General features: G+C 48.5%; 17 protein-coding genes. 7 read left to right on the top strand and 10 right to left on the bottom strand.

The features are described from left to right. Position 1: 1 nt before the first annotated feature. From dhaL to BIT28_RS19820, 4 genes are all read right to left on the bottom strand, one after another. A complete protein-coding gene (dhaL, locus tag BIT28_RS19840; RefSeq protein ID WP_245823795.1) occupies positions 2 to 631 on the bottom strand; it encodes a dihydroxyacetone kinase subunit DhaL in 630 nt (209 codons plus the stop codon). Between the two features lie 14 nt (positions 632 to 645). Beyond that, complete coding sequence (gene dhaK / locus BIT28_RS19835; protein WP_075766679.1) at positions 646 to 1,713, bottom strand: dihydroxyacetone kinase subunit DhaK; 1,068 nt, start codon at positions 1,711 to 1,713, stop codon at positions 646 to 648. Between the two features lie 510 nt (positions 1,714 to 2,223). Next, on the bottom strand, positions 2,224 to 4,500 hold the full coding sequence (locus tag BIT28_RS19825) for a patatin-like phospholipase family protein (protein ID WP_075766677.1): 2,277 nt from the start codon (positions 4,498 to 4,500) through the stop codon (positions 2,224 to 2,226). Between the two features lie 349 nt (positions 4,501 to 4,849). Then, the gene (locus BIT28_RS19820) at positions 4,850 to 6,850 is read right to left on the bottom strand and encodes a replication initiator protein RctB domain-containing protein (RefSeq protein ID WP_075766676.1); all 2,001 of its coding nucleotides are present in this window, start codon (positions 6,848 to 6,850) and stop codon (positions 4,850 to 4,852) included. 1,282 nt (positions 6,851 to 8,132) lie between these two features. Here BIT28_RS19820 and BIT28_RS19810 point away from each other — a divergent pair. From BIT28_RS19810 to BIT28_RS19785, 6 genes are all read left to right on the top strand, one after another. Beyond that, positions 8,133 to 9,347 (top strand): ParA family protein, encoded by a 1,215-nt coding sequence (locus tag BIT28_RS19810; protein WP_075766674.1) that lies wholly within the window; start codon positions 8,133 to 8,135, stop codon positions 9,345 to 9,347. Positions 9,348 to 9,355: 8 nt separating this feature from the next. Then, the gene (locus tag BIT28_RS19805) at positions 9,356 to 10,330 is read left to right on the top strand and encodes a ParB/RepB/Spo0J family partition protein (RefSeq protein ID WP_075766673.1); all 975 of its coding nucleotides are present in this window, start codon (positions 9,356 to 9,358) and stop codon (positions 10,328 to 10,330) included. Between the two features lie 154 nt (positions 10,331 to 10,484). Continuing rightward, positions 10,485 to 12,575: a tRNA(Met) cytidine acetyltransferase TmcA gene (locus BIT28_RS19800; RefSeq protein ID WP_075766672.1), complete on the top strand. Its 2,091-nt coding sequence runs from the start codon at positions 10,485 to 10,487 to the stop codon at positions 12,573 to 12,575. 70 nt (positions 12,576 to 12,645) lie between these two features. Then, positions 12,646 to 13,386, top strand: a complete 741-nt coding sequence (locus BIT28_RS19795; protein ID WP_075766671.1) for a phosphatase — start codon at positions 12,646 to 12,648, stop codon at positions 13,384 to 13,386. A gap of 332 nt (positions 13,387 to 13,718) precedes the next feature. Then, the gene (locus tag BIT28_RS19790) at positions 13,719 to 14,108 is read left to right on the top strand and encodes a hypothetical protein (RefSeq protein WP_075766670.1); all 390 of its coding nucleotides are present in this window, start codon (positions 13,719 to 13,721) and stop codon (positions 14,106 to 14,108) included. A 458-nt stretch (positions 14,109 to 14,566) separates the two neighbouring features. After that, on the top strand, positions 14,567 to 16,234 hold the full coding sequence (locus BIT28_RS19785) for a flagellar assembly protein A (protein WP_075766669.1): 1,668 nt from the start codon (positions 14,567 to 14,569) through the stop codon (positions 16,232 to 16,234). A 139-nt stretch (positions 16,235 to 16,373) separates the two neighbouring features. On the opposite strand, the gene BIT28_RS19780 is transcribed toward BIT28_RS19785, so the two are convergent. The 3 genes from BIT28_RS19780 to BIT28_RS19770 all read right to left on the bottom strand — a co-directional run bounded on the left by BIT28_RS19780 (position 16,374) and on the right by BIT28_RS19770 (position 21,780). After that, positions 16,374 to 18,329, bottom strand: coding sequence for a bifunctional diguanylate cyclase/phosphodiesterase (locus tag BIT28_RS19780; protein ID WP_075766668.1), 1,956 nt, complete (start codon positions 18,327 to 18,329; stop codon positions 16,374 to 16,376). Between the two features lie 287 nt (positions 18,330 to 18,616). Further along, positions 18,617 to 19,969 (bottom strand): sigma-54-dependent transcriptional regulator, encoded by a 1,353-nt coding sequence (locus tag BIT28_RS19775; RefSeq protein ID WP_075766667.1) that lies wholly within the window; start codon positions 19,967 to 19,969, stop codon positions 18,617 to 18,619. Beyond that, positions 19,966 to 21,780: a sensor histidine kinase gene (locus BIT28_RS19770; protein WP_075766666.1), complete on the bottom strand. Its 1,815-nt coding sequence runs from the start codon at positions 21,778 to 21,780 to the stop codon at positions 19,966 to 19,968. Before BIT28_RS19770 ends, BIT28_RS19775 begins: the two co-directional genes overlap by 4 nt. Positions 21,781 to 21,979: 199 nt before the next feature. Between BIT28_RS19770 and pdxH the strand changes: the two genes are divergently transcribed. After that, a complete protein-coding gene (gene pdxH / locus BIT28_RS19765) occupies positions 21,980 to 22,615 on the top strand; it encodes a pyridoxamine 5'-phosphate oxidase (RefSeq protein WP_075766665.1) in 636 nt (211 codons plus the stop codon). Between the two features lie 72 nt (positions 22,616 to 22,687). On the opposite strand, the gene BIT28_RS19760 is transcribed toward pdxH, so the two are convergent. The 3 genes from BIT28_RS19760 to BIT28_RS19745 form a co-directional block, all read right to left on the bottom strand. After that, positions 22,688 to 22,852, bottom strand: coding sequence for an addiction module component (locus BIT28_RS19760; RefSeq protein WP_075766664.1), 165 nt, complete (start codon positions 22,850 to 22,852; stop codon positions 22,688 to 22,690). Between the two features lie 187 nt (positions 22,853 to 23,039). Then, entirely contained in the window at positions 23,040 to 23,750 is a 711-nt protein-coding gene (locus tag BIT28_RS19755) for a helix-turn-helix transcriptional regulator (protein ID WP_075766663.1), read from the bottom strand. 504 nt (positions 23,751 to 24,254) lie between these two features. Beyond that, entirely contained in the window at positions 24,255 to 25,442 is a 1,188-nt protein-coding gene (locus BIT28_RS19745; RefSeq protein WP_075766661.1) for a putative manganese transporter, read from the bottom strand. Between the last annotated feature and the right edge of the window lie 36 nt (positions 25,443 to 25,478).

The raw sequence follows: 25,478 nt of genomic DNA, 5'->3' as shown, positions 1-25,478 counted from the left end.
ACTATTGCACAGCGGCACTGCGCAATGCCGAGAAGAGCAAATAGGTGGAAGTTGCTCCCGGATCCTGATGTCCGATCGAGCGCTCGCCCAAATAACTTGCCCGTCCTTTCTTCGCCTGAAGTGGGATTGTGCCCTTCATCGCTTTTTCCGCTTCGGCCACCGCCTTGTCGAGGGTATCAAAAAGGCTGCTTTCCTGATCCTGGTTCAGGCTCTCAAGAATTCCGTGCCAGGTATCGACCATGGTTTTGTCACCGACTTCAGCCTTACCACGCTGGACAATCCCGTCGACCCCGTTCTGGAGCATCTGGGTCAGCTCGGCAAGGTTCAGCTCCTCCTTGGCCATAACGCTGGTGGCACTACGGATAAAAAAGGTGCCATATAGCGGACCGCTGGCCCCCCCAATGCTCGACAGCAGTGTCATGCCAGTTGTTTTCATGATTGTACCGATATCCTTGTCGGCGACACCGGGTAGCTTCTCCTGTACTTTCTGGAAGCCACGGTTCATATTAAGGCCGTGATCCGCATCGCCGATTTCGCGGTCGAGATCGGTGAGAAAATCTTGCTGTTCCTTGAAGATCTCGGCGGCTAACTCAAGCCACCGAACAATCTGTTGTTTGCTTATTGTCATCATATCCTTCTCCACGCTTAGCAGCCCCAGCGCATCGCTGGTGTATTGACCGGCATGTCGTATAGCGAAAGCATCTCGTCATCGACTTTCAGCAACGTAATCGATAGGCCCTGCATATCCAGCGAGGTACAATAGCTACCGATTAGACTGCGTTCGATAGTAATATCCAGCGGCTCGAGGATTTCCGCCACCTTACGGTACACCATATACAGCTCGGACTGCGGGGTCGCTCCCAGGTTGTTGACCAGCACAATCACCCGGTCACCGGCCTGAAGAGGCTCTGTCACCCAGGACTCGTCCTGCCACTCACCACTGTCATTGTTCCAGCGACGCACTGTACGCTCATAGGGCTGGTTATCCAGGATCTCGCTCATCATATCGCCGGTGATGGTATCGCCGTCGGTAAATGCCCGTCGCTCGATGCCCGGCTCGCCGTGGATCCCGACCCCGAATTCGATTTCCTTTTCATCCAGCTCGAAGCTAGGTTTTCCTGCCGCCGGTACTGTACAGGCCGATAGCGCAATGCCCAGAGAACGACCACGATTGGCAATTTTCTTCGCCAACCCGCTGATTCTATTCAGGTCGTAGCCTTCCTCGGCAGCCGCCCCGAGGATCTTCTCGGCCAGTACCGTTGTCGCCACACCGCGGCGTCCGGCGGTATACAAGCTATCTTTCACCGCTACATCATCATCAATCAGGGTAGCCTGCACCTTGATTCCCTCGGCATGGAGCAGCTCGACCGCGGTTTCAAAATTCAGTACATCGCCGGTATAGTTTTTAACCAGAAACAAAACACCTTCACCCGCATCAACTTTCTGGCCGCATTCATACATCTGATCAGGTGTCGGCGAAGTAAACATCTCCCCCGGGCAGGCACCATCCAGCATACCTTTGCCGACAAAACCACCGTGCATCGGCTCGTGGCCGCTTCCCCCGCCAGATACCAGGGCAACCTTGGTTGCCTTGCGCTCGCCGCGGACGATATACATTGGATCCAGGCTCACCTCGAGTTCAGGATGAGCTTTGGCAACACCTTGCAGTTGCTCCTTAACCACGTTATCGACTTGGTTAATCATCTTTTTCATCGTTCTATCCTTATTATTCTGGCGGGGTAATGTTGAATCTGATGGTATGTCAGCCACAGAGGGGATGTTACTTAGCCCTATTTGTTTCAACTTGAAACACCGCCTCTCTCCGTGCTGTTTCATTATGAAACATTACTGATATTCAATATGTTGAACCTTGAACTTCATCATGTTTTTCAACAGGAGACAGAACGGCGATAACCTCGCAATTAGCGGATTTGAGGAAAGTATTCAGCAGACTGAATTTGTGAATTTGCAGGCGGGTTCACAAAGAATCTTCGACGGGGCCAGAGACCGACAAAGTGCAAGCAAAAAAAAAGCGAGCCGGTGTAGGCTCGCAAAAACTCATATATTGCTTTTCGAAAGGGTGGGTTGATGAAAAAGTCCCGACATCCATACCGGGAAACTTCATCTCTATCTTCGAAAGGGACAAAGGTTATATCAGGATCTATTTTGCCCGGTTAACCAGGTTAAATGTCAGTGAATTGTCAAAATATCCATTTAATTGAGTTAATTAAAGGAACTCCCCACAGAAAGGTAGACGGAGTTCTCTCCGGCTTCAGCCTGGCCGTAACCCAGGTACAGCGGCCCCACGAGCGAGTCGACAGCAAGAAAGACACTCGCCGCTCCGATACTGCTCTCCCAGCTAATATCACTGCTGTCATCCCACACCCCACCGCGCTCGATGGAGCCACCAATATACACGGGAGCCGAAAATGCGCCGAAATCATTATCCAGCAGGCGATAACGGTAGTTAAGCGCACCAAACAGGCGATAGCGGCCGTTGAGCTCATAGCGATGGAAACCAGACAGGTTAAACAACCCGCCAAGATCCTGAACGTAAATCGGAATAAGCTCATCGGACTCCGAACCGCCGGCCTTGAAGGTTGTCACCAGGGTATGACGCTGGTAGTTAAAGGGCTTCATCATCAGGACATCATAATAGATAGTCTCCCCGTCGATAGACGGCTCGTTATTGAGCGTGCTATTGCTAAAGCTATAACCGACATCGGCTTCAAGCAAGATACCCTCGGTGGGGAAATAGAAGTTGTTCAGATCATCGTAGACAAACGACAGGTAAGGACCGTGGGCGGTATAGTCCTGTCTGTCATTATCACCGTCAAGCTCCTTGGCCTCACCACTGATCCCGTTATAGCCCAGCGCAATCGCGCTCCATGGACGTATATTCCAGCCTAATTCGACAAAGCCTCTGAGTTGCTGGTACTCAGCATCAATGACAGTCAGATCCTCACGACCTATCTGCTGCCTCTGCTCCTCTGACAGACTAAACTCGCGGTTCTCACGGTTCCAGCCAAGTCCGAATGACGTGAAATGTTTTTTCTGATAATCAAGAGGGAAATACAATTCGGTGCTAATCTTCTTCCAGCTCCCGAGCAACCAGTCAAACTGCCACTCACCGCCCTTATCGGTTAAATCGGTATAGATGTACTGGGCACCAAAGGCGAAATCCGAACGGTTGGCAAAGTCATCTTCAAAGGAAAACTTGAAATTGAGGTAGCCCGGCCCCCATGATTTTTCGCTCACATTGACGGTCAGGACGTTCTCATCGTCCTGTTGTTTAATCTGATAGGTAATTCGGGCAAAGATATCTTGGGCATTAAGTCTATTCACCGCCTGTTCGAGTTCATCGTTGGAAATCACCCGGCCAACCTCTAAGTCCAGCAAGGCAATCAGCGCCTGATCCGAACGCAAAGTATGATTCTCAATATCGATCCTGTCTATATAATAAGCCGAACTGGCACTGACCTGGCTGCGACGGTCATACTTGCGTTTCTGATAGGCCTGGTAGTCCTCCGGCGAGAGCTGAAAACGACGCAGATTGGGCAAAGCCTCGAGGGCGACTTTTCTTCCTGCGATATAGGCCTGCTCCATCTTGTCGAAATCCGGGGCAAGCATAAAGGAGACCTCGGGCGCAAGGTATACGTCATCCGGCTTCATCATTGACTTTTGCTGATCCGCACTGCTGTTGGTCATGAAAGTCGTCAGTTGGGCAATGATATTCAGTGCACTGTCGAGCTCTCCTTCCTCAAACAGCGCATCGCGCAAATCAACGGCTATGATCGCATCGGCACCAAGCTGCTGGGCCGCATCCACCGGCATGTTATTGACCACACCGCCATCGACTAGGAGATGGTTCTGCCAATTCACCGGCTTCAAGGCTCCCGGCACCGTCATAGAGGCATGCATCGCTTCGGCCAGGTGGCCACTGTCGATCATCACAGGTTTTACTTTTGCAATATCGGTCGCAACAGCCCGGTAGGGTATCGCCAGATCATCGAAACTGGCCAATTCCGGCAGATTATCAGTCAGGTTACGCAGCAGTACTGCCATCCCCTGCCCCTGAAACGCGCCGGGCCAGGCCTGGAACTCACCATCAAGACTCAAGCCGATATCGGCATAAATCTGGTAATCGTCACTCTGCTTTTTGCGCCTGAGGATTAAATCATTGCGGCTGGCACGGTCTTCGTAACCACTTTGCCAGTCCGCGGCAAGGGTGCGGTTTTTTATCTCTTCGGCAGACAATCCCATCGCGTACATACCACCGACATAGGCGCCCATACTGGTGCCGGTAATTACATCGACCGGGATACGGTTTTCTTCGAGCACAGCCAGTACCCCGATATGGGCAGCCCCTTTTGCCCCGCCCCCGCTTAGCACCAGGCCGACCTTCTCCCTCTCGCTGGTGGCAGAAGCTTGTACAGGCATACAGAGCAACGTCAGGTAAATGAGCCCCAACCCACTGCAGATCCTTCTCGTCAATGACATGATGAGCCCTTTATTAATAACTAGACAAATTATTACAAGGTTAAAGCTACCCTCACAGGGCGATATTCGCAACGGTCAAAAATCTGCTTTGTTAACATTGTCTTATTACACATAAAGTATGATTGGCAGGATCAAAAAAGCCGGAAAAGCAAATTACTTTTCCGGCTCTCAAACCAGCCTCAGAAGTGATCGGTTATCCTCTAGCTAGCGAGTAAGCGTCTGCCATAAACAGGCACTTTCTGAACAGTCGATTATCCCAATTTCCAAGTACTTCGCGCCTGTGTAGTTACCACACGAATCGGTCAATAAATTTACAGTGTAAATGTTTTAAAGACTCTATCGAAGGACATTAAACCCCTCTTGCCATATCATCCAGCGCCTTGATGACCTGCTCATTGATATGGCCTTCCTGCACAAGCTTACAAACCTTACGCCGTACGGCAAGACCGGAAATCAGCTTTTCGATAGAAAGATGATTTTCTTCCTGCTGGCTGTTGTACAGCTCAATGGTCTTGCTGAGCGTCTCGTACGTAATGGCTTCCTGACCGACCCGAAGCCAATCGAGCTTCTCTAACAAGCTGTGGCACTCTTCAGTAATTGAAACGGCAGAATGCCCCGTCATAGCAGATAAAGCCGTTATACTTCGTTGTAGAGCCTCTGGTGAGGTATATTTGGATAGGGTAATGGTCAACTCATCCGCATTAATCTCAACCAAGTGCTTCCTCAGCTTCACTCTACGGCCCAAACGGCCCTTGGTCCGTCCCTCTTTTCGCTGGATAGGCTCGAACTCACCGTCGATGATCTCGGAAAGCTGATCAAGCTCCTGTTTGGGCATAATTTCATTGCGCAGCGGGTTTGGCATCGTCGGTGCCATTGAGCGCTTGCCTTCATTGGTGGTTTTGGCCCGTGAATAACGGATCACCTCATCGGCATCGCACTTAATATCAATCTGATAATCACAATAGCGCTTATCCTGATCCTCCGGTGTGATCGTCAAGTGGTAGCCCCACAGATTGACGGCAAAGATATCTTCAGTGATCTTACCTTCAGCCAGTTTTCGTAGCTCGCGGATCAGATCCGACGAGAAACGGCGCCATTCAATATTGCGAGCCAGTTTTTGATTGAGCTCACTAAGCAGCATCGAGTCATTGACCCGACGGGACATACGGCTCCGGAAGAACGTATAGAGCTGGAAAACCAACGTATGTTGGCGCAGGATCTCCGGCGGGAAGAGGAAAAAGTAATCACGAGTTAGCAATTCGTCGAAGAACGAAGGTTCCCAGACCAGGATATACAGATTGGGCTTGATCCGGATCTCGCCGTCATCACCTTCCTGCGGCGCTTCTTCCGAAGCCGTGATCGTTCTGGCCAGAAAGCGGAAACGATCACTCTTGAAGCCTTCAGGCATGTTCTCGCTGAGCCAGCGACCGGTAAGCTCATGCAACTGAAAATCGGTAAATTCAATCCGGTCAATACTCTCTCGGATTGAGTCACGGGCCGGTCCGCTGTCTTTCTTGCCACGAAGAGCCAGAATATCCGTAATATAAATCGGGGTCTTGTTGCCCATGTGACGAGACTGGATCTCATAATCCGGCAAATGATGATCATGGTACTGCACCGTCAACGTGAACAGGGCAAATAAGGTCATCAGATCATCAACGGTCATGATCGATTTTGAGGATCGCGTCTCGATGATCGCCTTAGTGCCGCTGATCGCAACCATCGACTTCTGATAGCTTTTCTTGGTTCTTGGCGGTGCCAGTGCCTGATCAATGATCCCGGCCCAGCTGGTTGGCGAAACCACAATTTGATCAGCTTCGTCAGGCATGGTTGGGGGGGTTCCAAGGCCATACTCGTTTAACAGACGTCGGTTAACATGGTTTTGCGCCAACGCCTTGGAGCGCTTCTGTTTCTCCTGGGCCTTACTCTGTTCTGAGTTCAGACTACCTGTGCCAAGCTGGGATATCAGCAAAGCCGGATTCTGAAAGTGGTGCAGCATGGTTTTCCCGGCCAGGCCTTCTTCAAAACGCACAGGTTGCTGGCTGAATAAACCGATATTGACCGCAGCACGCAAGCGCTGCTGAATGGCAGCACGTGTTAGCTGTCCTTCAGTTGCTTCTACCAGTTCAGTTGTTGAAACCATTCCGTCCTGGCTCGACAGACCGCGAAGAGAAATTAAGTTAAGCAGTTCAATAATACTTTTTGTCACACCTTTAAAGTGCTGGTACTGAGGTAACCAGTCTACAAGGGCTGAAGGTATTGCGAACAGGTGGCCATCTTTGTGGGATCGTGGCGCTGAGATCAAAATCTTTTCGACGGTTTTATTATCGTTGTTACCAGGGGCTTTCATTTGTCATTAGCCGTAGAAGCATCATCTTTCCGGAAAGATTAATAGAAAAAGATCAAGAAATAAAGCTCTTTTTATTGAATCAGTTAAATACTGATCTTTTTGTTTAATGTGATCTTATTGATATTCTGATCTTATGATCCGGTGAAAAATATACGCGTAAGTGACTGATTAAAATCAAATTTAATAAAATCCCATACGGAAAGATGATCAACATATTGCCGGAACGCTGATCATAACCCATCAGAAACGATGATCATAGATCCTCAGGAAGTATGATCATCATTAGTGCGTAACAATGATCATCACGACTTTGAAACGATGATCATGATATTAAAACAGGTTATCCACAGGTTTGTTCAGCGCAGATCCTCTTCGGCGGTATTATTTCACTTTATCAGAGAAGAATTGCTCTGGAAAAATGATCATAGCGGTGTAGTTTCAAGCTGGGATCTTGCCGCTGCTTCGCTTGTTGGCGGTTAATTAACCAGTATTCAACTCACACTCACCGTAATTTAGAGGTCAATCTTCATGTGTCCGTGTTCGGATCGATGATCAAGTCGTAGGCTCTGTATTTCAACTGATTGTCTAAACATCACTTGCCTACCGTATATAGCCTGTTTTAGAGCCGGAAAGCTGGCATCAGGCCTGATGCAATCTGCATTCACCGTAAATTAGCACTAAATGTTCATGCTTCCGGAAGCTTCTATTTGTCGGCAAGGATGTTGATCTTCATCTTGATCATTTTTCCGCTGTTCTCGATGTGATCAGACTCTTTGAGATGAAGGGTTTTACATTGATTACCGCCTTGATCATCGTTTCAGATCGAGCCTGTTTCACTGGAAGAATGATCAAGTCACGTTGGTTGATTGTTGTTCAGCTCCAAGGATTAGGCCATTTTCATCGTTTTCAGCCTGATTTTGTCTATTTCTATTATTGTCATACTGAAATTTGGCGACTGTATGAGGTGATCAGAGCTATAGTTAAGATTGAAATAACACTGGCCGTAAATTGAACAGATAATTTCACGCTTCCGGAGAAAATGGGCCTGATTTACAATTTACATTGTAAAATAGTGACGCTGTAACACTTTTATGTGATTGTTATTTCCGTGTCATTGGCCTCGAAAAAGTGACATTAAAATCGATATAGAAGTGCGGCTTTTTGCTTGCTTAGCTTATTTTCAGTTGAGAACAATATCACACTAGCATGTTCAGCTTTTTATTGTATGTATTTGGTTTTGCTGTACAATGTGTGCCAAAACTAATACTGGCGAACAATAACAATGAATAGGGAACAGACGATTCAAAACTTGCTCAATATCGCAGAGCAAACCAAGCAGGTACAAGCTGACCGGATCGAGATCGTTTTAGAAGAACGTCGTGAAGAGCTTTTCCCGCCGATGTCCAAAGCGTTGATGGAAACACGCTCTGGCCTCACCCGCCGCAAGCTCGATGATGCCATTTCCCGGGTAGAGGCAACGGGCCATCAGTTTACCAAGAACAATGCTAATCATTATTCCATTACGCTTGAAGAAGCGCATCAGCTTATGGATGCAGCCAAAAAACCAGCATTCCATGAGCGAGAAGGTGCCGGTCGCAAGCCCTGGATTGTTAATGTGCAAAACCAGAAAGGGGGCACAGGCAAGTCGATGACGGCGGTGCACCTGGCTGCCTGCCTGGCGCTTGATCTTGATAAGCGTTATCGCATCTGTCTTATTGACCTTGATCCACAGGGTTCTCTGCGTTTGTTCCTCAACCCGCAGATCAGTGTCGGTGAGCAGGAAACTATCTATTCTGCGGTTGATGTGATGCTGGGCAATGTGCCTGAAGGCCAGGAAATGGATAAGGATTTCTTGTTGGATAATGTGGTAATGCCTACCCAGTATCCGAACCTGAAGACTATTGCGGCGTTTCCTGAAGATGCGATGTTCAATGCCGATGCGTGGCAGGACTTGGCGGTTAACCAGGATTTGGATATTGTCAGATTGCTCAAGGAGCGGGTTATCGATCCGATTGCCGATGAGTTTGACATTATTATGATTGATACCGGTCCGCACATTGATCCCTTGGTCTGGAATGCCATGTACGCCTCGAATGCGCTGATCATTCCTTGTGCGGCCAAGCGCCTTGACTGGGCGTCTACTGTTAATTTTTTCCAGCATTTACCAACTGTTTACGAGATGTTCCCGGAAGAATGGCATGGCCTTGAATTCATACGTCTGATGCCGACCATGTTCGAGGATGACAACAAGAAACAGGTCTCGGTATTGACGGAAATGAACTATCTACTGCGTGACCAGGTGATGATGGCTACTGTACCTCGCAGCCGTGCTTTCGAGACCTGTGCGGATACCTACAGTACCGTGTTTGATCTGACCGCAGCAGAGTTTGAAGGTGGTAAGAAAACCTTGTCGACCGCCCAGGATGCAATTCAGCGAGTCGGGCTCGAGCTAGAGCGTGTTATGCACAGTCACTGGGCGAATTTGAATCAGGAGTAACATAGCAGATGGCAATTAAAACCAAAGATCTGAATGCTCGTCTGTTCGGAAAAGCGGATAAACGCCGTGCGACGAACGTCAACGAAGCGCAGAAAGCGGCACGTGACAAAGCTTCTGTCATTGAGCTGGCTGTTGCCGGTGAAGATACCGTTGCGTTTGAGTTGGTGAAAATCAATGCCGGTGAGGTGGAATCAACCACGCAGGTATTTGCCGAAAATGCACGTGAGCAGGCGTTTTTGAACGAACACGCCCTGGCTGATATTTTGACCACGCTCAAGGATCGCGGTCAGCAGTACCCCGCGGTCGGGCGCTGGCTAGACAACGGCAATATCGAGGTGCTTGATGGTAGCCGCCGTCGCATGTCGTGTATTCTGGCCGGCAAGGATTTCTTAATCTATGTCGCCAAGGGGATCAATGGTGAGCATGCCAAGTTTTTGTCTGATGTGGCAAATGCCCACAAACCACTGTCGTTGTATGAACGTGGCAAGGAAATGCAGCTGTTGCTGACGTCGGGCAAAGTCGCCGATCAGAAGGAACTGGCGAAGTATTGTCAGTGCAGTGAGGCTTTGGTCAGCGGTGCGTTGAAGGCAGCGAGCCTGCCGATGGAGCTGCTGATGGCCTACCCGAGTGTCGGCGAGTTGGGTCGACCAACTATCGTTAAACTACACCGTATGTTTTTTGGCTTGAACGACGAACAGCGTGATCAGTTGGTGAGCAAGCTAACAGTCGGGGACGAGGCGATTTGGAAAACCATCGATGCTCAGGGTATTACGCGTATTACCCGCGAAGTGACGATGTTGCTTGAACAGATCAGTGATGAGCTGCAGCCGAAAGTGGAGATTGAAAAGCCTAAGACGCAGGAGCTGATCAAGGGGAAAGTCAGCTTTACCCGTGATGGCGACAAACTGCAGCTTAAGCTTAAGAAGCTAAGCGAGAAACAGGCCGATGATATCTTGGCCTACCTCTCGGACTATCTGAAATAGTCATTATTTTAGATCTTACATATGTCTCTAAAACCACGCCTTGCGTGGTTTTTTTAATTTAAATAATGCGCTTGGATTGCTGTTGCGCATTAGCCTCGCCGCCGTTATCACCGTCATGCTATGATCGCTGGGTGAGTAACCGTTGAGTGTTGTAATGTCCGATCTTATCCATTTTTGTCACGCCCTTAGCGAGAACGCCAAGCAGGCCAATATCCGTTATCTAGTCGTTGTTGAAGGCGATGCTGGCTGGACCAATGAACTGGTTGATGCATTTCTTCAGCGCTACCAGTATCCCTTGTGGGCAGGCGAAACTTCGTCCGAACATATTCCTTCCGTCAGATTAAAGAAGGCCAAACAGTTTCTTGGTCGTGAATGCGACTGTCTGATCTTCAATGCCGAACACGCCTTTGATGCCGAGGCGCTTGGTGCGCTGTCTGGAACAATCACGGGTGGTGGTGTGTTGCTTTTGCTGGCACCAAGTACTTGGTTTCGGCAAACCGATGAGCAGTCACCGTTTATCCGCCGCCTGATTGGGTTACTCTCGCTACCTGATGTTATTCAACTGCGCCAAGGCTTGCCTTTGCCGCCATTACCTGTTGTGCCTTCTAGTCAAGGGGATTATTCAGATGCCGAGTTTGGTTGCCTTACCCCTGAGCAATACGAAGCTGTAGCGGCTATTCGACGTGTCGTTACGGGTCACCGAAAGCGGCCGCTGGTCCTGACGGCTGATCGCGGCCGTGGTAAATCGGCATCACTTGGGATCGCTGCGGCAAGTTTGATGTCAGAACGGAGAATGCGAATTGGGGTGACGGCTCCTGCTTATGCCAACACCGAGACGTTGTTTGCCCATGCCGCGCGGCGGTTGGGGAGCAATAATGACCCACAGGGCAGGCTGGCATTTGGTGATAGTGAGCTGGTATTTCTTGCGCCTGATGTCTTGTTGTCTGACAAGCCGGCATTAGATTTTTTGATTGTCGATGAGGCTGCTGCTATTCCGGCCCCGATGCTGAACAAGCTACTGCGGCATTATAATCGTATTGCGTTTGCCAGTACGGTTCATGGTTACGAAGGTACCGGACGTGGATTTGCTATAAAATTTTGCCAGCAGCTCGATGCTTTAACGCCGCAATGGCGGCAGCTTAAAATCAACCAGCCGATCCGCTGGTCCGGCGATGATCCGCTTGAGCTGTGGGTCTTTAAAACTCTGTTGCTCGATGCCGAATATGCCGCGCTTGAAATGGATTTGGGTTTTGAAGCCAGTGATGATATTCGATATCGCTATATCCCAACCGATTCTCTGGTTGGAGACGAGAGTTACCTGTCCCAGCTGTTTGGCTTGCTTGTCAATGCGCATTATCAGACCTCGCCGGCTGATCTTGTCCAGTTACTGGATGATGACGCTATTCACCTTGTGGTCGCCGAAACAAAGAACCACGTTGTTGGTTGTTGTCTGCTGAGTATTGAAGGCAGCTTTGCTCCGGAGTTGGCGCGACAAGTGATGCTGGGGCAGCGTCGGCCTAAAGGTCACTTGTTGGCGCAGTCTGTTGCTGCCCATATAGGGATAGAGTTAGGTGCCATTCAATGTTGCGCGCGGGTGCTTCGTATTGCAGTCCATCCTGACAAACAACAGCAAGGGATTGGGCAGCTTCTGTTGCAGTATTGCCGTCGCTGGGCAGAAGTAGAAAAAGTCGATTACCTTGGTACTAGTTTCGGAACGGCATCAGAGCTTGTGGATTTTTGGCGCAAGGCTGGATATACCCCAGTTCGGCTTGGTGTCAGTAAAGATGCCGCCAGTGGCAGCCATTCATTGTTGATGATCCAGCCTATTTCTCCTGAGTCAGAAAGCTGGCTAAGGCAGGCGCAAAGCTTGTTTGCTGCCAACTTAAACGCCCAGCGTGTCGAACAGTATCGTGAACTTGATACTGTGTTGTTTAGCCAGTTATTTTTCTCTGCACTGGATGGGGTGACACAACTGTCACATTCCAACACCCACCTTGCCGAGCAGCAGGTGCGTATCTATGTCGGTGGAGGACTGGGATACGATCTGGTGGTGGCAAGTTTGGAAGTGTGGTTATCTAACTATCTTTCGGGTAAGCAGCAGGCGCTAGATACGAACGACTACATGGCTGTTGCCAAGATATTACAGCGTCAGCCTTGGTCAACGATTGTGTCAGACTATGGGTTCACCAGCCGAAAAATGGCTGAAAAGTCATTACGTGAGTATGTTAGCCTGCGGGCTCAATAATATCGATTCTCTTGTACGCAGAGCGAGTCTGTTTTCGCTAATTGTATTTCTTCTATAAGGAGCTGAGTATATGCAATTTTCAGTTGATACCCACACTCATACTATTTCAAGTGGGCATGCTTATAGTACGTTGCTTGAAAATGCCGAGGCGGCAGCGAGTAAAGGGCTGTCATTATTTTGTGTGACGGATCATGCGCCGAGCATGCCGGGCGCACCGCATTTCTGGCATTTTGCCAATCAGCGGGTATTGCCCCGTTTTCTTCATGGGGTCGGTATTCTTCGAGGCATTGAAGCAAATGTCCTAAATCAAGATGGCGAGATTGATATTGACCCGCGTATCTCGTCACAGCTTGACTGGGTGATCGGGAGTCTTCATGAACCTGTCTATTCGCCTTCTTCACGCCAGTCGCATACAGACACCTTGTTAAATGTCATACGCTCGGGCCGGATCCATGCCCTTGGACATCTCGGCAACCCGAATTTTGACTTTGATTTTGAAGCGGTTGTATCGGCTGCGGCGCAATACAACGTTCTTATTGAAATCAATAATTCTTCCTTGAGCGGCTCTCGCCAGGGCAGCGAACCTCGCTGCGAGCAGATTGCAGCATTTGCCCGCGAGGCTGGAGCCCGGTTGACTACCGGATCGGATGCTCATTTCGCTCACGATGTCGGTAACTTCAGCCAGGTTGACAAATTACTGGCAAGGGTCAACTTTCCGCTTGAACAGGTTGTCACTCATCATCCTCGCTGCTTTCTTGAGTTTCTCCAGGAGCGGGGACAGCCGTCGATCGAGGAATTTGCCGAGTTGTAATTTTATTGGCATTTACACTGTAAATAGCTGTTTGCCTAGCAAACAAAAAAGTGGTTTACAGTGTAAATTAACCCTAGCAATCTTTTGATGTTCAATAGAGGTTGTGTTTTTAATATCTAGATTCTACTGCTATTGTGTTGATGTAAAAACATAAACCTGTCACATTTCTTACTCGATATCCACCATAATCAGTACTTCGTTCCATATAATAACTGTGAAAAAATTTGGTATTGCTCCCAAAAAATGGTCTAGAGTTAAGTAACTTAGGGAGGAATTATTTGTTGTAAATTCGGCCCATAAAGTTGATTGGAATGAGAGTTTATGGGGGTGTCATGAGTTTAGTTAAAGTACATACCAAAGCCCTTGAAAAGATGATGGCACCTGTCCATCACTGCGTCCAGCCAGACATTGCCTTTTCTCCTGGCCTTGGTGGGTTGGCTGCGAGGCTTCATAAATCTTCTATACATAGTGATATCAGCCGGTTTGATATCGGCTCTCGTGTTACTGTCTCACGTTTGAGCAAACGCTGCCTGTATCTGCAGTCCTCAAAGCGCTTGGAACTTAAGGCTTCCTACGAGCTTAGCCTGCAGGGATTTTATGAGTTGACGGGATACCTCACCCCGGTTTCCAGTAGTGATATGAACACTTTTCAGTATAAATTTCACTCAAATACCTGGTTGACCGACGAGCAGTTGATGCGGCTAGTGATTGATTATGATTAAAAAAAAGCCCCGAAGATCGGGGCGAATTTGGACTAAGATATTGCTGCTCAATCGGGGGGAACAGCAGCAATGGATATTAAGCAGTCCTAGGGATTGTCTTAACAATGCTATTTCCATGCCAGAACTTGTTCTCAGTTGTGTTGTTGTAACTCACTGATAAGATTAACTTTAAATTTATCAGTGAATTTGACAAATATATTTTTGGGTGGAGTTCTACCCAAAAGAATATTGCAATGTGTCAACTTGTACCCATTCATGTTCAGTATAGAATACTGCTGGTACCTGTTTAGTGCCATATCGGCAACATTTTTTACCTCACTTAATGCATAATTTCTTACACTTCTCGATAAATTTGCTAACGGATCTGTGACTTGGCATGTACATGGTTTGTATGTGGTTAGGTTAAGATGGTCTATAAGACCGTTATGGTGATGCTATAAGTTTTTAGGGAGTGCTCTATGCCGATACAGCTTCTTCAGCTGTCTCAAGATGGTCAGACGATATCTTTGATCGCCAAGCCGTTGGGCGAAGATGCTGAGCATGCGATAACCCGGAGCGACATCGCCACTGAGTTGGTCGACCTTCAAGCAATCGATTTTTTTCTGTTCGACAACGCAATCGATTCAGCCTTGTCGGTGATTAATTCCAAACCGGCTGACAGCGACGTTGAGGTTAAGCTTCAGCAATTTGTAATAGCAGAGCGACGCGATGCCGGATTGCTAATCAAGACAGATCCTGATCTCATGAAAACCTCAGTCACTGTGATTGGGGCGTATGGTGGTACCCAGATCTCCGGAAATATGTTGATTGATGCCTTAAAAGAGAACCATATCGTAAAGGGTATCCGCAAGGCCCAGTTGCAGGAGCTGCTGATGAAATCAAAACAGCTTGCTCCCGGAGAAAAGCTGACGATGCCTGTCGCTTTCGGCCGTTTTCCCGTACACGGTACTGATACTGCTTTCGAGCCTCTGGTCAATGATGCTAGCCAACGTATTCTGCGCCCGCAATCAACGGATGACGGCAAGGTCGATATGCTTGATCTGGGAGAGTTAATCACGGTTAAGGCTGGTCAGCCAATTATGAAGCTGATCCCAGCAACGACTGGTTGCAACGGTTTCAATGTGCTTGGCAAAGAGATCGCCGCAACCCCTGGTAATGAGCTGGCGTTTGAAGCCGGTGACGGTACGGCAATTTGCGAAGATGACGAGCATGTTCTTGTTGCGACTAAATCGGGTGTCCCGTTAAGAAAGCCTTGTGGTATGCAGGTTGATGATGCCCTGACCTTGAAAGGCGTCAATGTGACTACTGGCCATATTGATTTCGACGGCACCATCTTGATCACAGGTGACGTTACACCGGGCATGAAGGTAAGCGCGACCGGCAATATCGTCGTTAGTGGGTTCGTCGAGCTGGGCGAATTAAGGGCCGGTGGTGACATTGCTGTAGTAAAGGGAGTGATTGGTCGCCAGCAGGACGGCAAACATCTACCGTGTTACTTGCATGCTGATGGCAAGGTAACCAGCAAGTTTGCTCAGTTTGTTGAAATTGATGCCGGCCAGGATGTCTCTTTTTCCCTTCATGCCCTCCACTGTATAATCCGTACTAAGGGAGCATTGAGCGTTATTGACCAAATAAAGCGTCATGGCACCCTGAGTGGCGGCTATATTGAAGCAGGCTTGGGCGTCGAAGCGCTGAATATAGGTGCTCTGGCCGGGGTACCGACTGAAATTGTTGCTTTTACCCAATACACTTCCCTACGAGATACACTAAATACTGCATATCAGGTGATTGAGGACGAAAAAGCGAAAGTACATAAAATCAAGGAGGCACAACATAAGCTTCTTAAGATCCCGTCTTCGAAGCGCCCGCCAGAATTGGTTGAGAAAGTGAAGTCCTCGATACAGCTTCATAAACAGCGCATGGCCGAGCTTTCTATGTCCTACCAAAATTTACGCCAGGATTATGACGAGCAACTTAGCAAGGCAACAGTTACTGCGATTGGGCGGTTGTTCTCGGGGGTGATGTGCCAGATTGAGAAGGAAAAACTCAACATATTGCAAGAGCATGGCCCCTCTGTGGTTGCCTATCGAGATAGAACTCTCCAACGGCTTCCCTATAATTCGTAGGCTATTTACACTGTAAATCAAAAACTATCCGCTATTATCATGTCAATTCTTGTTTCGTTGAGCTGTTAATCAGTGTTATTTACACTGTAAATTTGCAGCGACCAACGGTTTATCAAACCTCACTACGTACGGGACAGCATTAGTTCACATCCCCGCTATGAGTATCGACTCTTGCTCTGGTATTGAATCGTTCAATAATGAAACCTTGAAACCCGCTGACGAATAGTTCGGAGAGCCGCTCGAGTTGTGTTTCAGTTTCGACGCGAGTCGCGATGGTCATAATATTGAGGCTGTGAGCGGTTCTGGAAATTGACGACAACAGAGCGGATTTATTCTGATCGTTTAACTGGTGAGTATAGGCAAAGTCAATCTTTACATAGTCAGGGCGGAATTCCTTTAGATAGTCCAGGGATTTGAAGTGACGGCCATAGTTGTCGACACCAAACCTGAACTTATAGAACCGGATCGCTGAGCAGAGCAAACTGGTTGCATCGGGGTGGCGTACAAAGCTTGCCTCGGGTAACTCGAAAAACAGGCGCGAGGATAAGCTCTGGTTTTTTTCCAAAATTTGACTAAGCCAGCGAATGAAAGCGGGATCGCTGATGCTGCTGTTGGTGATGTTTATCGCTAGAGGACCAAGTTGATGATCTGCATTGAGACGATTGATAAGCTGTGCAACGATGTGGCGGTCAAACAAGCTGCCAATGGCGAGATCCTCAATGGCACCGAGAAACTGGCTGGCCGTATAGACATCACCTCTTGTTTTTATCGCGCTGAACACTTCATGATGATAAATCCCATTTTTGTCATTGGCGACGGGCTGGAAATGGTAAGAGAAAAGATCATTGTCAATGGCCTTGAGCAGCAATGATTTCCATTGCTGCTTGCCCAGTGCAATCTGGGTTGAAGCTTCATCAATAAAAGCAATAGGAAGTTGTGGCGTGAGGGCTGCTTTGCTCAGGGCATTGTCGAGCTGGGAAAGCAAGGTGCTGGAACTTGACGACTGACTATTAAGTAGCAGGCCGACATGCGCAGCGTGTGGTGTGGCTTTTGCGTGTTCCGGTTGTAGCTCATCAATAACTGTCAGCATCGTTTCACCGATTATTTTGAGCTTCTCCGCACTGATACCAGGCGCAAGCAAGGCAAATTCGTCGTAGGATAAGCGTGAAAGGGTAATGTCACTATAGATGATCCCTTCGTTTAGGCCGATGGCGATATTTTTGACAAGCTGGTCACCTTTCTCGAACCCTTGATTACGGTAACAGTCATCAATCAGCGATGTTTTAACCAGCGCCAGACCGCCTTTGGCTGATTTGGTCAGCCAGGAGTTTAGCTGGCTGATAAAGAAATTACGGTTTCCCATGCCCGATACGCCATCTCGGTAAACTTGTTCTCTTAGTTTTGCTGCCTCGCTGGCCTGGGCCTTGAAATTAGATTCAAGCTGGGTGGAGAGGTGATTGATAGTTTTGACGATGATACCGAGTTCGTATGTTTCTGGCAGCGGAATGGGTGCCCCAAATTGATTCGAAGACAGATCTTTTGCCCTGTTGACGATGCTGTCTAACGGTTTGAGTTTTTGTTTGAGCACCAAGAGAAGAAGCATGAGGCCGGTAATCAGGCACACCAGGGTTACGGTAAGCGACTGGATCGTCGATTGCCATAGCTGGCGGTAAAGTGGTATCTGATCGGCCGTGATGGATAATGAAGCCAATCGCTCCCAGCCGTTGTTAATGGTGTTCGATTTTGTGAGCGGCTCAAACAGGTTCAGGCTGATAAACCAACTCGGCACGCCTTGTAAGCTGGGTGGTCGTTGTTTTTCAATGCGTTCTTTGGTAACGAACAGATTCAGACGGAGATGCTGCCAGTCTTGGCTGGTAAAAAACTGATCGACCAGGTCTGCGATTTGCTGTGAGTCCTGCTCGCCAATAAAGGGAGTCAGGGTGATTTCGACGCTGAGTAACTCATAGTTCAGTCGTGTATAGGCTTGAGCTGCAATTTGGTCCCGCTGTGAAAAAAAATGGCTGGCCGTAACAGTTAGTGTAAATAGGAAGAGGATTACCAGAATCCACGAGATTAACTGTTTGTATAAAGACATATGACATACTCTAGCGATAGCGGTGTATAGTTCAGGCATGCGCCGAGCGATATTGGGGCTATGAGGTTTTGTAGTTTGCGACGCAGACAAATTTTGTGCCTATGCACCTAATTTATCAAAAGTTCCTGTCTGCCACTGTGCAGATTTATTCTCCGCTAACAGATTTTGAAGGTACTTCGAAGTAATTCTGAAACAGCGAGAATGTTACAGTGTGCCGGGGGAGAGGGCATGCCGAGAGGGCGATGAAGCACGGAACTGGTATCCGTGCCGCATCAAGTCTTGTGTGTTTAGCTTGTTGCCTTGTAGTCATCCTTGTCGATATGGTGCTTTTTCATCTTGTCATACAGCGTCTTTCGCGCGAGCCCAAGCTCTGCCTGTACTTCCTTCAATCGCCCGTTATGGCGCTTCAAGGCATCGCTGAGCAAGGTATACTCGAACTGGTTCATCCGCTCTGCCAGTGTATGGATCAAAGGCGCATCGCTAAACTGGCTGCTGTCACTGAGTGTCGTCGTATCTCCCATTAGAATCAGGCGCTCGGCCAGGTTCCGTAGCTCCCGCACGTTGCCTGGCCAGTCATGTTCGAGTAGTTTTTGCTGTTGCTCAAGGTTAATAGAGGGCGGCTCGACGCCATAGCGAGTAGAAGCCGAACGGGTAAAGTTCTGAAACAACATTGGAATATCATCCTTGCGCTCGCGAAGCGGCGGGATATCAACGCTGACTACGTTCAGGCGGTAATAGAGGTCGTGCCTGAATAGTCCGCGATCACTCATCTGCTTTAAATCGTCTTTGGTAGCGGCAATAATGCGAATATCTAGCGGAACCGTCTTGTTGCTGCCAAGCGGCTCCACGGCTCTTTCTTCGAGCACTCGTAGCAGTTTGATTTGCAGCGACATCGGCATTGACTCTATCTCATCAAGGAACAATGTTCCGCCGTTGGCATGGGCAATTTTGCCGACGCGCTTCTTTTGTGCGCCAGTGAAGGCGCCTGGTTCATAGCCGAATAGTTCACTTTCGATCATGGTTTCGGGGATTGCCCCGCAGTTAATCGCGACAAAGGGGGAGTTTTGGCGAACGCTATGGTCATGCAGGAAGCGTGCGACCAGCTCTTTTCCTGTACCCGTTTCGCCATGAATCATGACGTCTGCCGGGGTATCTTTGATGTGGGAAAGGATACGGCGTAGCTGCTTCATCTGTGGTGTGTTGCCCAGGATCCTCGGACCGGGGCCGCTTTGCGCTTCTAGTTCGCGGCGTAGGTCTCGGTTTTCCAGCACTAGCTCCCGCTTGTCCGCCGCTCGCCTGACAACATCAAGCAGGTTGTCTGTCGAAAACGGTTTTTCGAGAAAGTCATAGGCACCGAGCCGCATCGCGTCGACGGCCATGGAAATATCACCATGGCCGGTAAGCAGAATGATACTTAGCTCGGGATCAATCGCCAGTGCCTGCCTGAGAAAGTCTATACCATCGATACCCGGCATGTTGATATCAGAAATAATCACCCCGGGGTATTGGCTGTCTAGCATTTCTAGTGCAGGTTTGGCACTTGCAAACAAGGTGACGTCGTAGTCTTCTAGCTCCAGTGTCTGCCCCAGCGCATCGCGGATGGATTTTTCGTCATCAATAAAAATTACTTGTTGGTTCATTGAGTGTCCTCAGTGCTACGGGGAAGGGTGATCACAAATTCGGCACCACCGCCGGGGTGGTCGGTAACCGTTAGCGTGCCGGAGAAGGCGTCGATGATCCGGCGGGAAATCGTTAATCCAAGCCCGAGCCCATCGCTTTTTGTGGTAAAGAAGGGCGTGAAGATCCGCTTTTTCTGATCATCATCAAGGCCCGGCCCGTTGTCCCAGATACGTATTTCAACCAGGGTGTCGAGGGCTGCCAATTGAATGCCAATCTGCGGCTGGTGAGCCGAGGACAGTGCCTGGATAGCATTATGGAGCAAGTTGATGATAACTTGCTCAACCTGCACCGCATCAGCATTGATCAGTATATCCGCCGGCAAGTCGCCGACACGTAGTATCACTCCTTCCTTTATCAGTTTATTACGCAACAGACTGGTTGCCGAGCGAATTGAATCTGCCGCGACGGTGCGGTTGTTATGTTCGCTGCCTTTGCGAGCGAAGACCTTGAAGCGCGCGATAATATCCGCGACCATCTGGTTCAGCTTGATGATTTCGTCGATGTTGTTGGCGACCGAATCATAGCGTTCTTTGTTGAGGAGTTTGCGCGAGTTTTCGGCATAGGTGCGCATGGCGGCGAGCGGCTGGTTAATTTCATGGTTGATGCTTGCCGAGAGTTCACCCAGCATGGCCAGTTTGGCTGCCTGTACCAGTTCACTTTGGGTTTGCTTCAGCTCTGCCTGGCTACGCTCGTATTGCCTTAGTGTATCTTTCAGCTGCTGGTTACTTTCAAGCAGGGTATTGGTCCGTTTCACCACCAGTTGTTCGAGTTTGTCATTGAGCCGTGCCAGTGCCTTCTGCGCCTTGAGCGTCTGCCACCACGAGGTTACGGCCAGACTAAGAAGAAAGTAAAATACGCTGAACATGAGTACGGCCTGGGCCACATACTGATAGGCGGCACTGATCGGGCTGAAGCCGAAAATTGCCCATCCGGCCTGGGCCATATCATGGTTGGCGACAACATAAGCTGCGCTTTTCTCATCTGCTGGTTGTCGGATATTGATGGCTTCATTATGTCTGAGTTTATCAAGTCCGGCATAGCCGGTGAGTGGGTCGAGTCTGGCATTACCATATTGCCTCGATGCCAGGATCCGCTGCCTTTGGGCTTCGTCAAGCGGGATCAGTGACCGGTACAGCCAGTTGTTCTCTGAGCTGTAGAATACCACGCCCTGCGAATCGGCAATGACGTATTCGATGTCCTCGTACTGCCAGATATCTTCAATCAGCGACAGATCAACCTTGATGGTCATAACACCGATAACAGACTGCTGATGGTAGACAGGTGCAGAAAAGTAGTAGCCGCGTTTATCGGAGCTGGCACCCAGTGCGAAGTACTGACCGGGGGTGCCTGTAATTGCCTCGCGGAAGTAGGGGCGGTAGGCATAGTTTTGTCCGACAAAACTGTCAGGCTGTTGCCAGTTGCTGGCAGCCAAGGTTTCTCCTTGTAGGTTAATCAGGTAAATCGTGTCGGCGCTTAGTGTCGCTGCCCACTGCTGGAGCAACTGGCTGGTTTGATGATATTGATTGGTCTTTGACGGTGATGTCTGATCGGCCAGCAAAGGTTGCAAGAGCCGCGGATCATTAGCCAGCAGCTCGGGTAGCTTGCTATAGCGCATAAGTTGCGCATCCAGCTTTTGGCCCAGTAGGTCGACATCAAGGGAGACTTTGTCGGCCAGATGCTGTTTGACCTGCTGGTAGGTTAACTGGGCGATAAGGACGTTGAGTATCAGACCGACAACTACAATAAGGATGAGACATTTACTTTTCTGCACTTGACGTTTCCGTGGCATTTTTATGGGCTTGTATAGCAAACTTTACCCGATGAAAACACGAGCCAGCTAGCAGAGATGAAATGAAGTGGTCTGCTAATCGATAAATAGTTTTAAAATCATTCAGATCAATGAAGGAACTTGTTTTTCCTAGAGGCAAAGCGCACAATTTCCCCAGAATGACTAAGAAGCGGAGTTAACAATGGAATTGTCTGATATTCGTCGCGAATACACGCGAGGTGGTTTACGTCGTCATGATTTACCAGATGAGCCGCTGAGTTTATTCGATAAGTGGCTGAAGCAGGCCGTTGAGGCAGATTTGAGCGATCCGACAGCAATGACGGTGGCTACCGTGGATGAAAACGGTCAGCCTTATCAGCGTATTGTGTTACTAAAACACTATGATAAAGAAGGCTTTGTTTTCTATACCAACCTAGGTAGTCGAAAGGCGATGCACTTGGAGCATAATGCCAAAATTAGCCTGCATTTCCCGTGGCACGCTATTGAGCGTCAGGTACATATCACGGGCGAGGCCGAGAAGCTGTCTAAAATGGAAGTGATGAAATATTTTACGTCGCGTCCTAAAGAAAGCCAGATTGCGGCTTGGGCCAGTAAGCAAAGCAGCCGAATTTCTGCACGTCAGGCACTCGAAAGTAAGTTTATGGAGCTTAAACAGAAGTTCTCGAACGGTGAAGTGCCGTTACCAACTTTTTGGGGGGGCTATCGGGTAAAAGTCAGCTCGATAGAGTTCTGGCAGGGAGGGGAAAACCGCCTTCATGATCGCTTCTTGTATCGACATGAAGCTGACAATTGGGAAATTGATCGTCTTGCCCCTTAATTGGTCATGGAAGAAATAAAAAAGTGTAGCCTAGCCGCTACACTTTTTTTATATATATCCTGAATTAACCGGTTACTGTTGATTGCTTGTAACAATACTCACCCCTTCAGGGTGGCGTATTCTTAATGCCTTCTCGGCAGATTGAATCGAGGCGATTTCGCTTTCTGCTGCTATTTCGTATTTACACGGAATATTAAAATGTGGATGTACAACGTAGGTAATAGTAAATTGTTTCATACTTGTTTCCAGTTAAATAATAATATCGAGCCACGGAGTCTATTAAGGCTAGTTAATTACTCGGGCTAATTAATTCTGCAGATATTGTAGGTTGTGTTTGACCTGCAATATTTGATCTGGAAACAGAGTTATATTGGCAAAATTTCAAACTAAGAGTGCATGAAACGAGAGTATTTGTTGCTGCCGGTTATTCTTTTAGGATGACAGACAGCTGGCGCTTGAGCATACTTTCCGGAATATGGGAGCCAAAGCCGAGATCAAGGGCAAGGTCCAGCAGCTCGCCTTTAGAGTTCGCATTGAACTTTTCGCGCAGGCGAACAACATAGTTCTCAACGGTTTTCACCGAAACATTCAGTACCTTGGCGATATATTGCGGCTTTTTACCATAAAGAAGCAAAAAGAGAACTTCCGATTCACGGGTATTTAAGCTCACGGCCTGGTTATGCAGATCAAGGCTGAAAGATGTCTGCTCCTTATTGCTTAAGCCCGCCGCCCGGCAAATCCAATGTCCGACTTCAAGGATGGCGGTATCTTTTAACTCTACGCCTGAAAAAATTGTTCCTACGACTTCATTCTGCTCATCTTTCCATGGCGTTTTAGTGAATAAGTGTGCACGCCAGCTTCCGTCTGAATAGGGATGAATATCGAGGACACGCATTCGGTTCCCCGTGGAAATAACAAGGTTATCCTGCTCTCTAAATGAATCGGCGCATTCGACTGTCGGGCTCGGCATATCGAAATCAGTTCGGCCGATACAATCTAGGTGATGGTCGACACCAATAATTTTCCCATATTCTTCATTGGCATAAATAAAAACCGAGTCTTTATCTTTACACCCCCAGCACCCAGGAAGCTGATTAAAAATATGTAGTAGAGAAGGGTCGACTTTATCTTTCACTCTTTTTGCCTAATGAAATTGGCTTGGTTAATTGACTGTACAGAGTTTAATAGAAAGAAGAAATCTTACAATAACCAGATGACGGAATATTGGGCATATTTCTGTATTTTTGAAAAAAAAGCCGGTCATAAAGACCGGCAAAGACAAGAGTTTGACTCCGAAGAGCACAATCCTGTACGACGTGTAGAAGAGGTATCCAATTAAGTTCAACTCTTTAATATGAGGGTGTATATCAAAGGAACTTCATTGGCATGTATCCAATGCTGGATACTGCAGACACTGAACAGTGAAGTATGTTCCCTGTCTACGGAACGAACTATAGCTTACAGGCGTATTGTATATAAGGGGGGAAATCACCTATTGACGTAGAGGGGATAATGTGCATTTGAACATCGGTTGCCAATTTTTAGATGTACGCTGTTGATGTAAGCATGTTGAATGGTGGGTTATGAACTCAATAAAGAGGGAATTGCTTCCCTCTTTTTATGTGTAGGTAGTGAATGGCTACTCAAAAAAGATGAAATAGCTATAGGCCGTAATAAGCGCTGGGACTGTTGAATAAACGGTAGCCATGATAGCGGCTTTTGGTGCCAGGGCGATGGCAGGAAACAGCGCGTCACCGTCATTGCTGATTGCATTGCCTAGTTGTGCAGACAATGGCACTGCGCCGCTGATATACAGGCTTGTAACGAGAATCTGCGGCCCGCAGCCTGGAAGCAATCCGATCAGAACCCCCATTAGCGGAAGCATAATTGCCCAGTTGGAGAATACGGCTGCCGGATCGAGGCCTGTCCAGAAAATTGTCAGTTCGAACAGAAGGAACGCACCAATCACCCAGCTGGTAACAAAATTAGTATCCTGAGCAACACGCTGGAATAGGTTGCTGCTCGTCGTTTTGGGATCTTCAGCGACTGCCGATTGATAATCTGTTACATCACGGCTTGTAGCCCAGAGAAACATTGCAATAAGTGCAGCTCCCGCACCAATGTAACCGATGGTGCCGGCGGGAATGTGGAAGGTTTGATCAATATCGATCTGCAATGAGCCCATTACCGCAATGATTGTTGACGGGATGAGTGCCCATTTCCAGAAAGCCCCCTGTAGCCTGAGAACCGGCTTCTTGTCAGTGGCTTCTGTCTGAGCTGGCAGCTTTTGAAGGCGGGAAACATCGGGGCGCATAAAGTCTTTGCCGTGAAGTGCATCAACTATCCAGCCCGAGACAAGACCGACGGCAAAACCGACGGCAATCATGGCCAGCCCAGTTGTCGGCTTGGCGGCCAGCAAAAGGAATGCGGCATCCCCCATGGTTGCTGTCAGTACAGCAACAACGGCTCCAAAGCTAAGGCGTCCACTGACATACTGGGTGATGACAACAATGGCTCCGCCACAGCCTGGCAGTGCACCCATAAAAGAAGCGAACAGGACTTGATAGCGGGAGTTGGCCTCCAGGACAGACGTCAGCTTTCCACGCTTGGCTAGCTTGGCAGAAATAACATGATAGAGCGCCAAGGTTGCGGCGACATAGCTGGCCACTTGCCAGAAAGCATCAGACAAGACGGAGACGGTGAGTTCTTTGGTGCCGGGTGTTGCCAGTAGTGCAAATAAAATAACGGGTAAAATAAGGCGTTTGTTAGCCAGGTGCCATCTCTGGCCTTGCAGGTGCTGGATAAAGGCTTTTTGCAGTGATGCCATAATGGACTCCTGAAGATAATCATACATGTTTGTAAG

This window comes from Photobacterium proteolyticum, from assembly GCF_001939735.1.
Classification (GTDB): domain Bacteria; phylum Pseudomonadota; class Gammaproteobacteria; order Enterobacterales; family Vibrionaceae; genus Photobacterium; species Photobacterium proteolyticum.
This window is presented reverse-complemented; position numbering and strand designations above follow the sequence as displayed.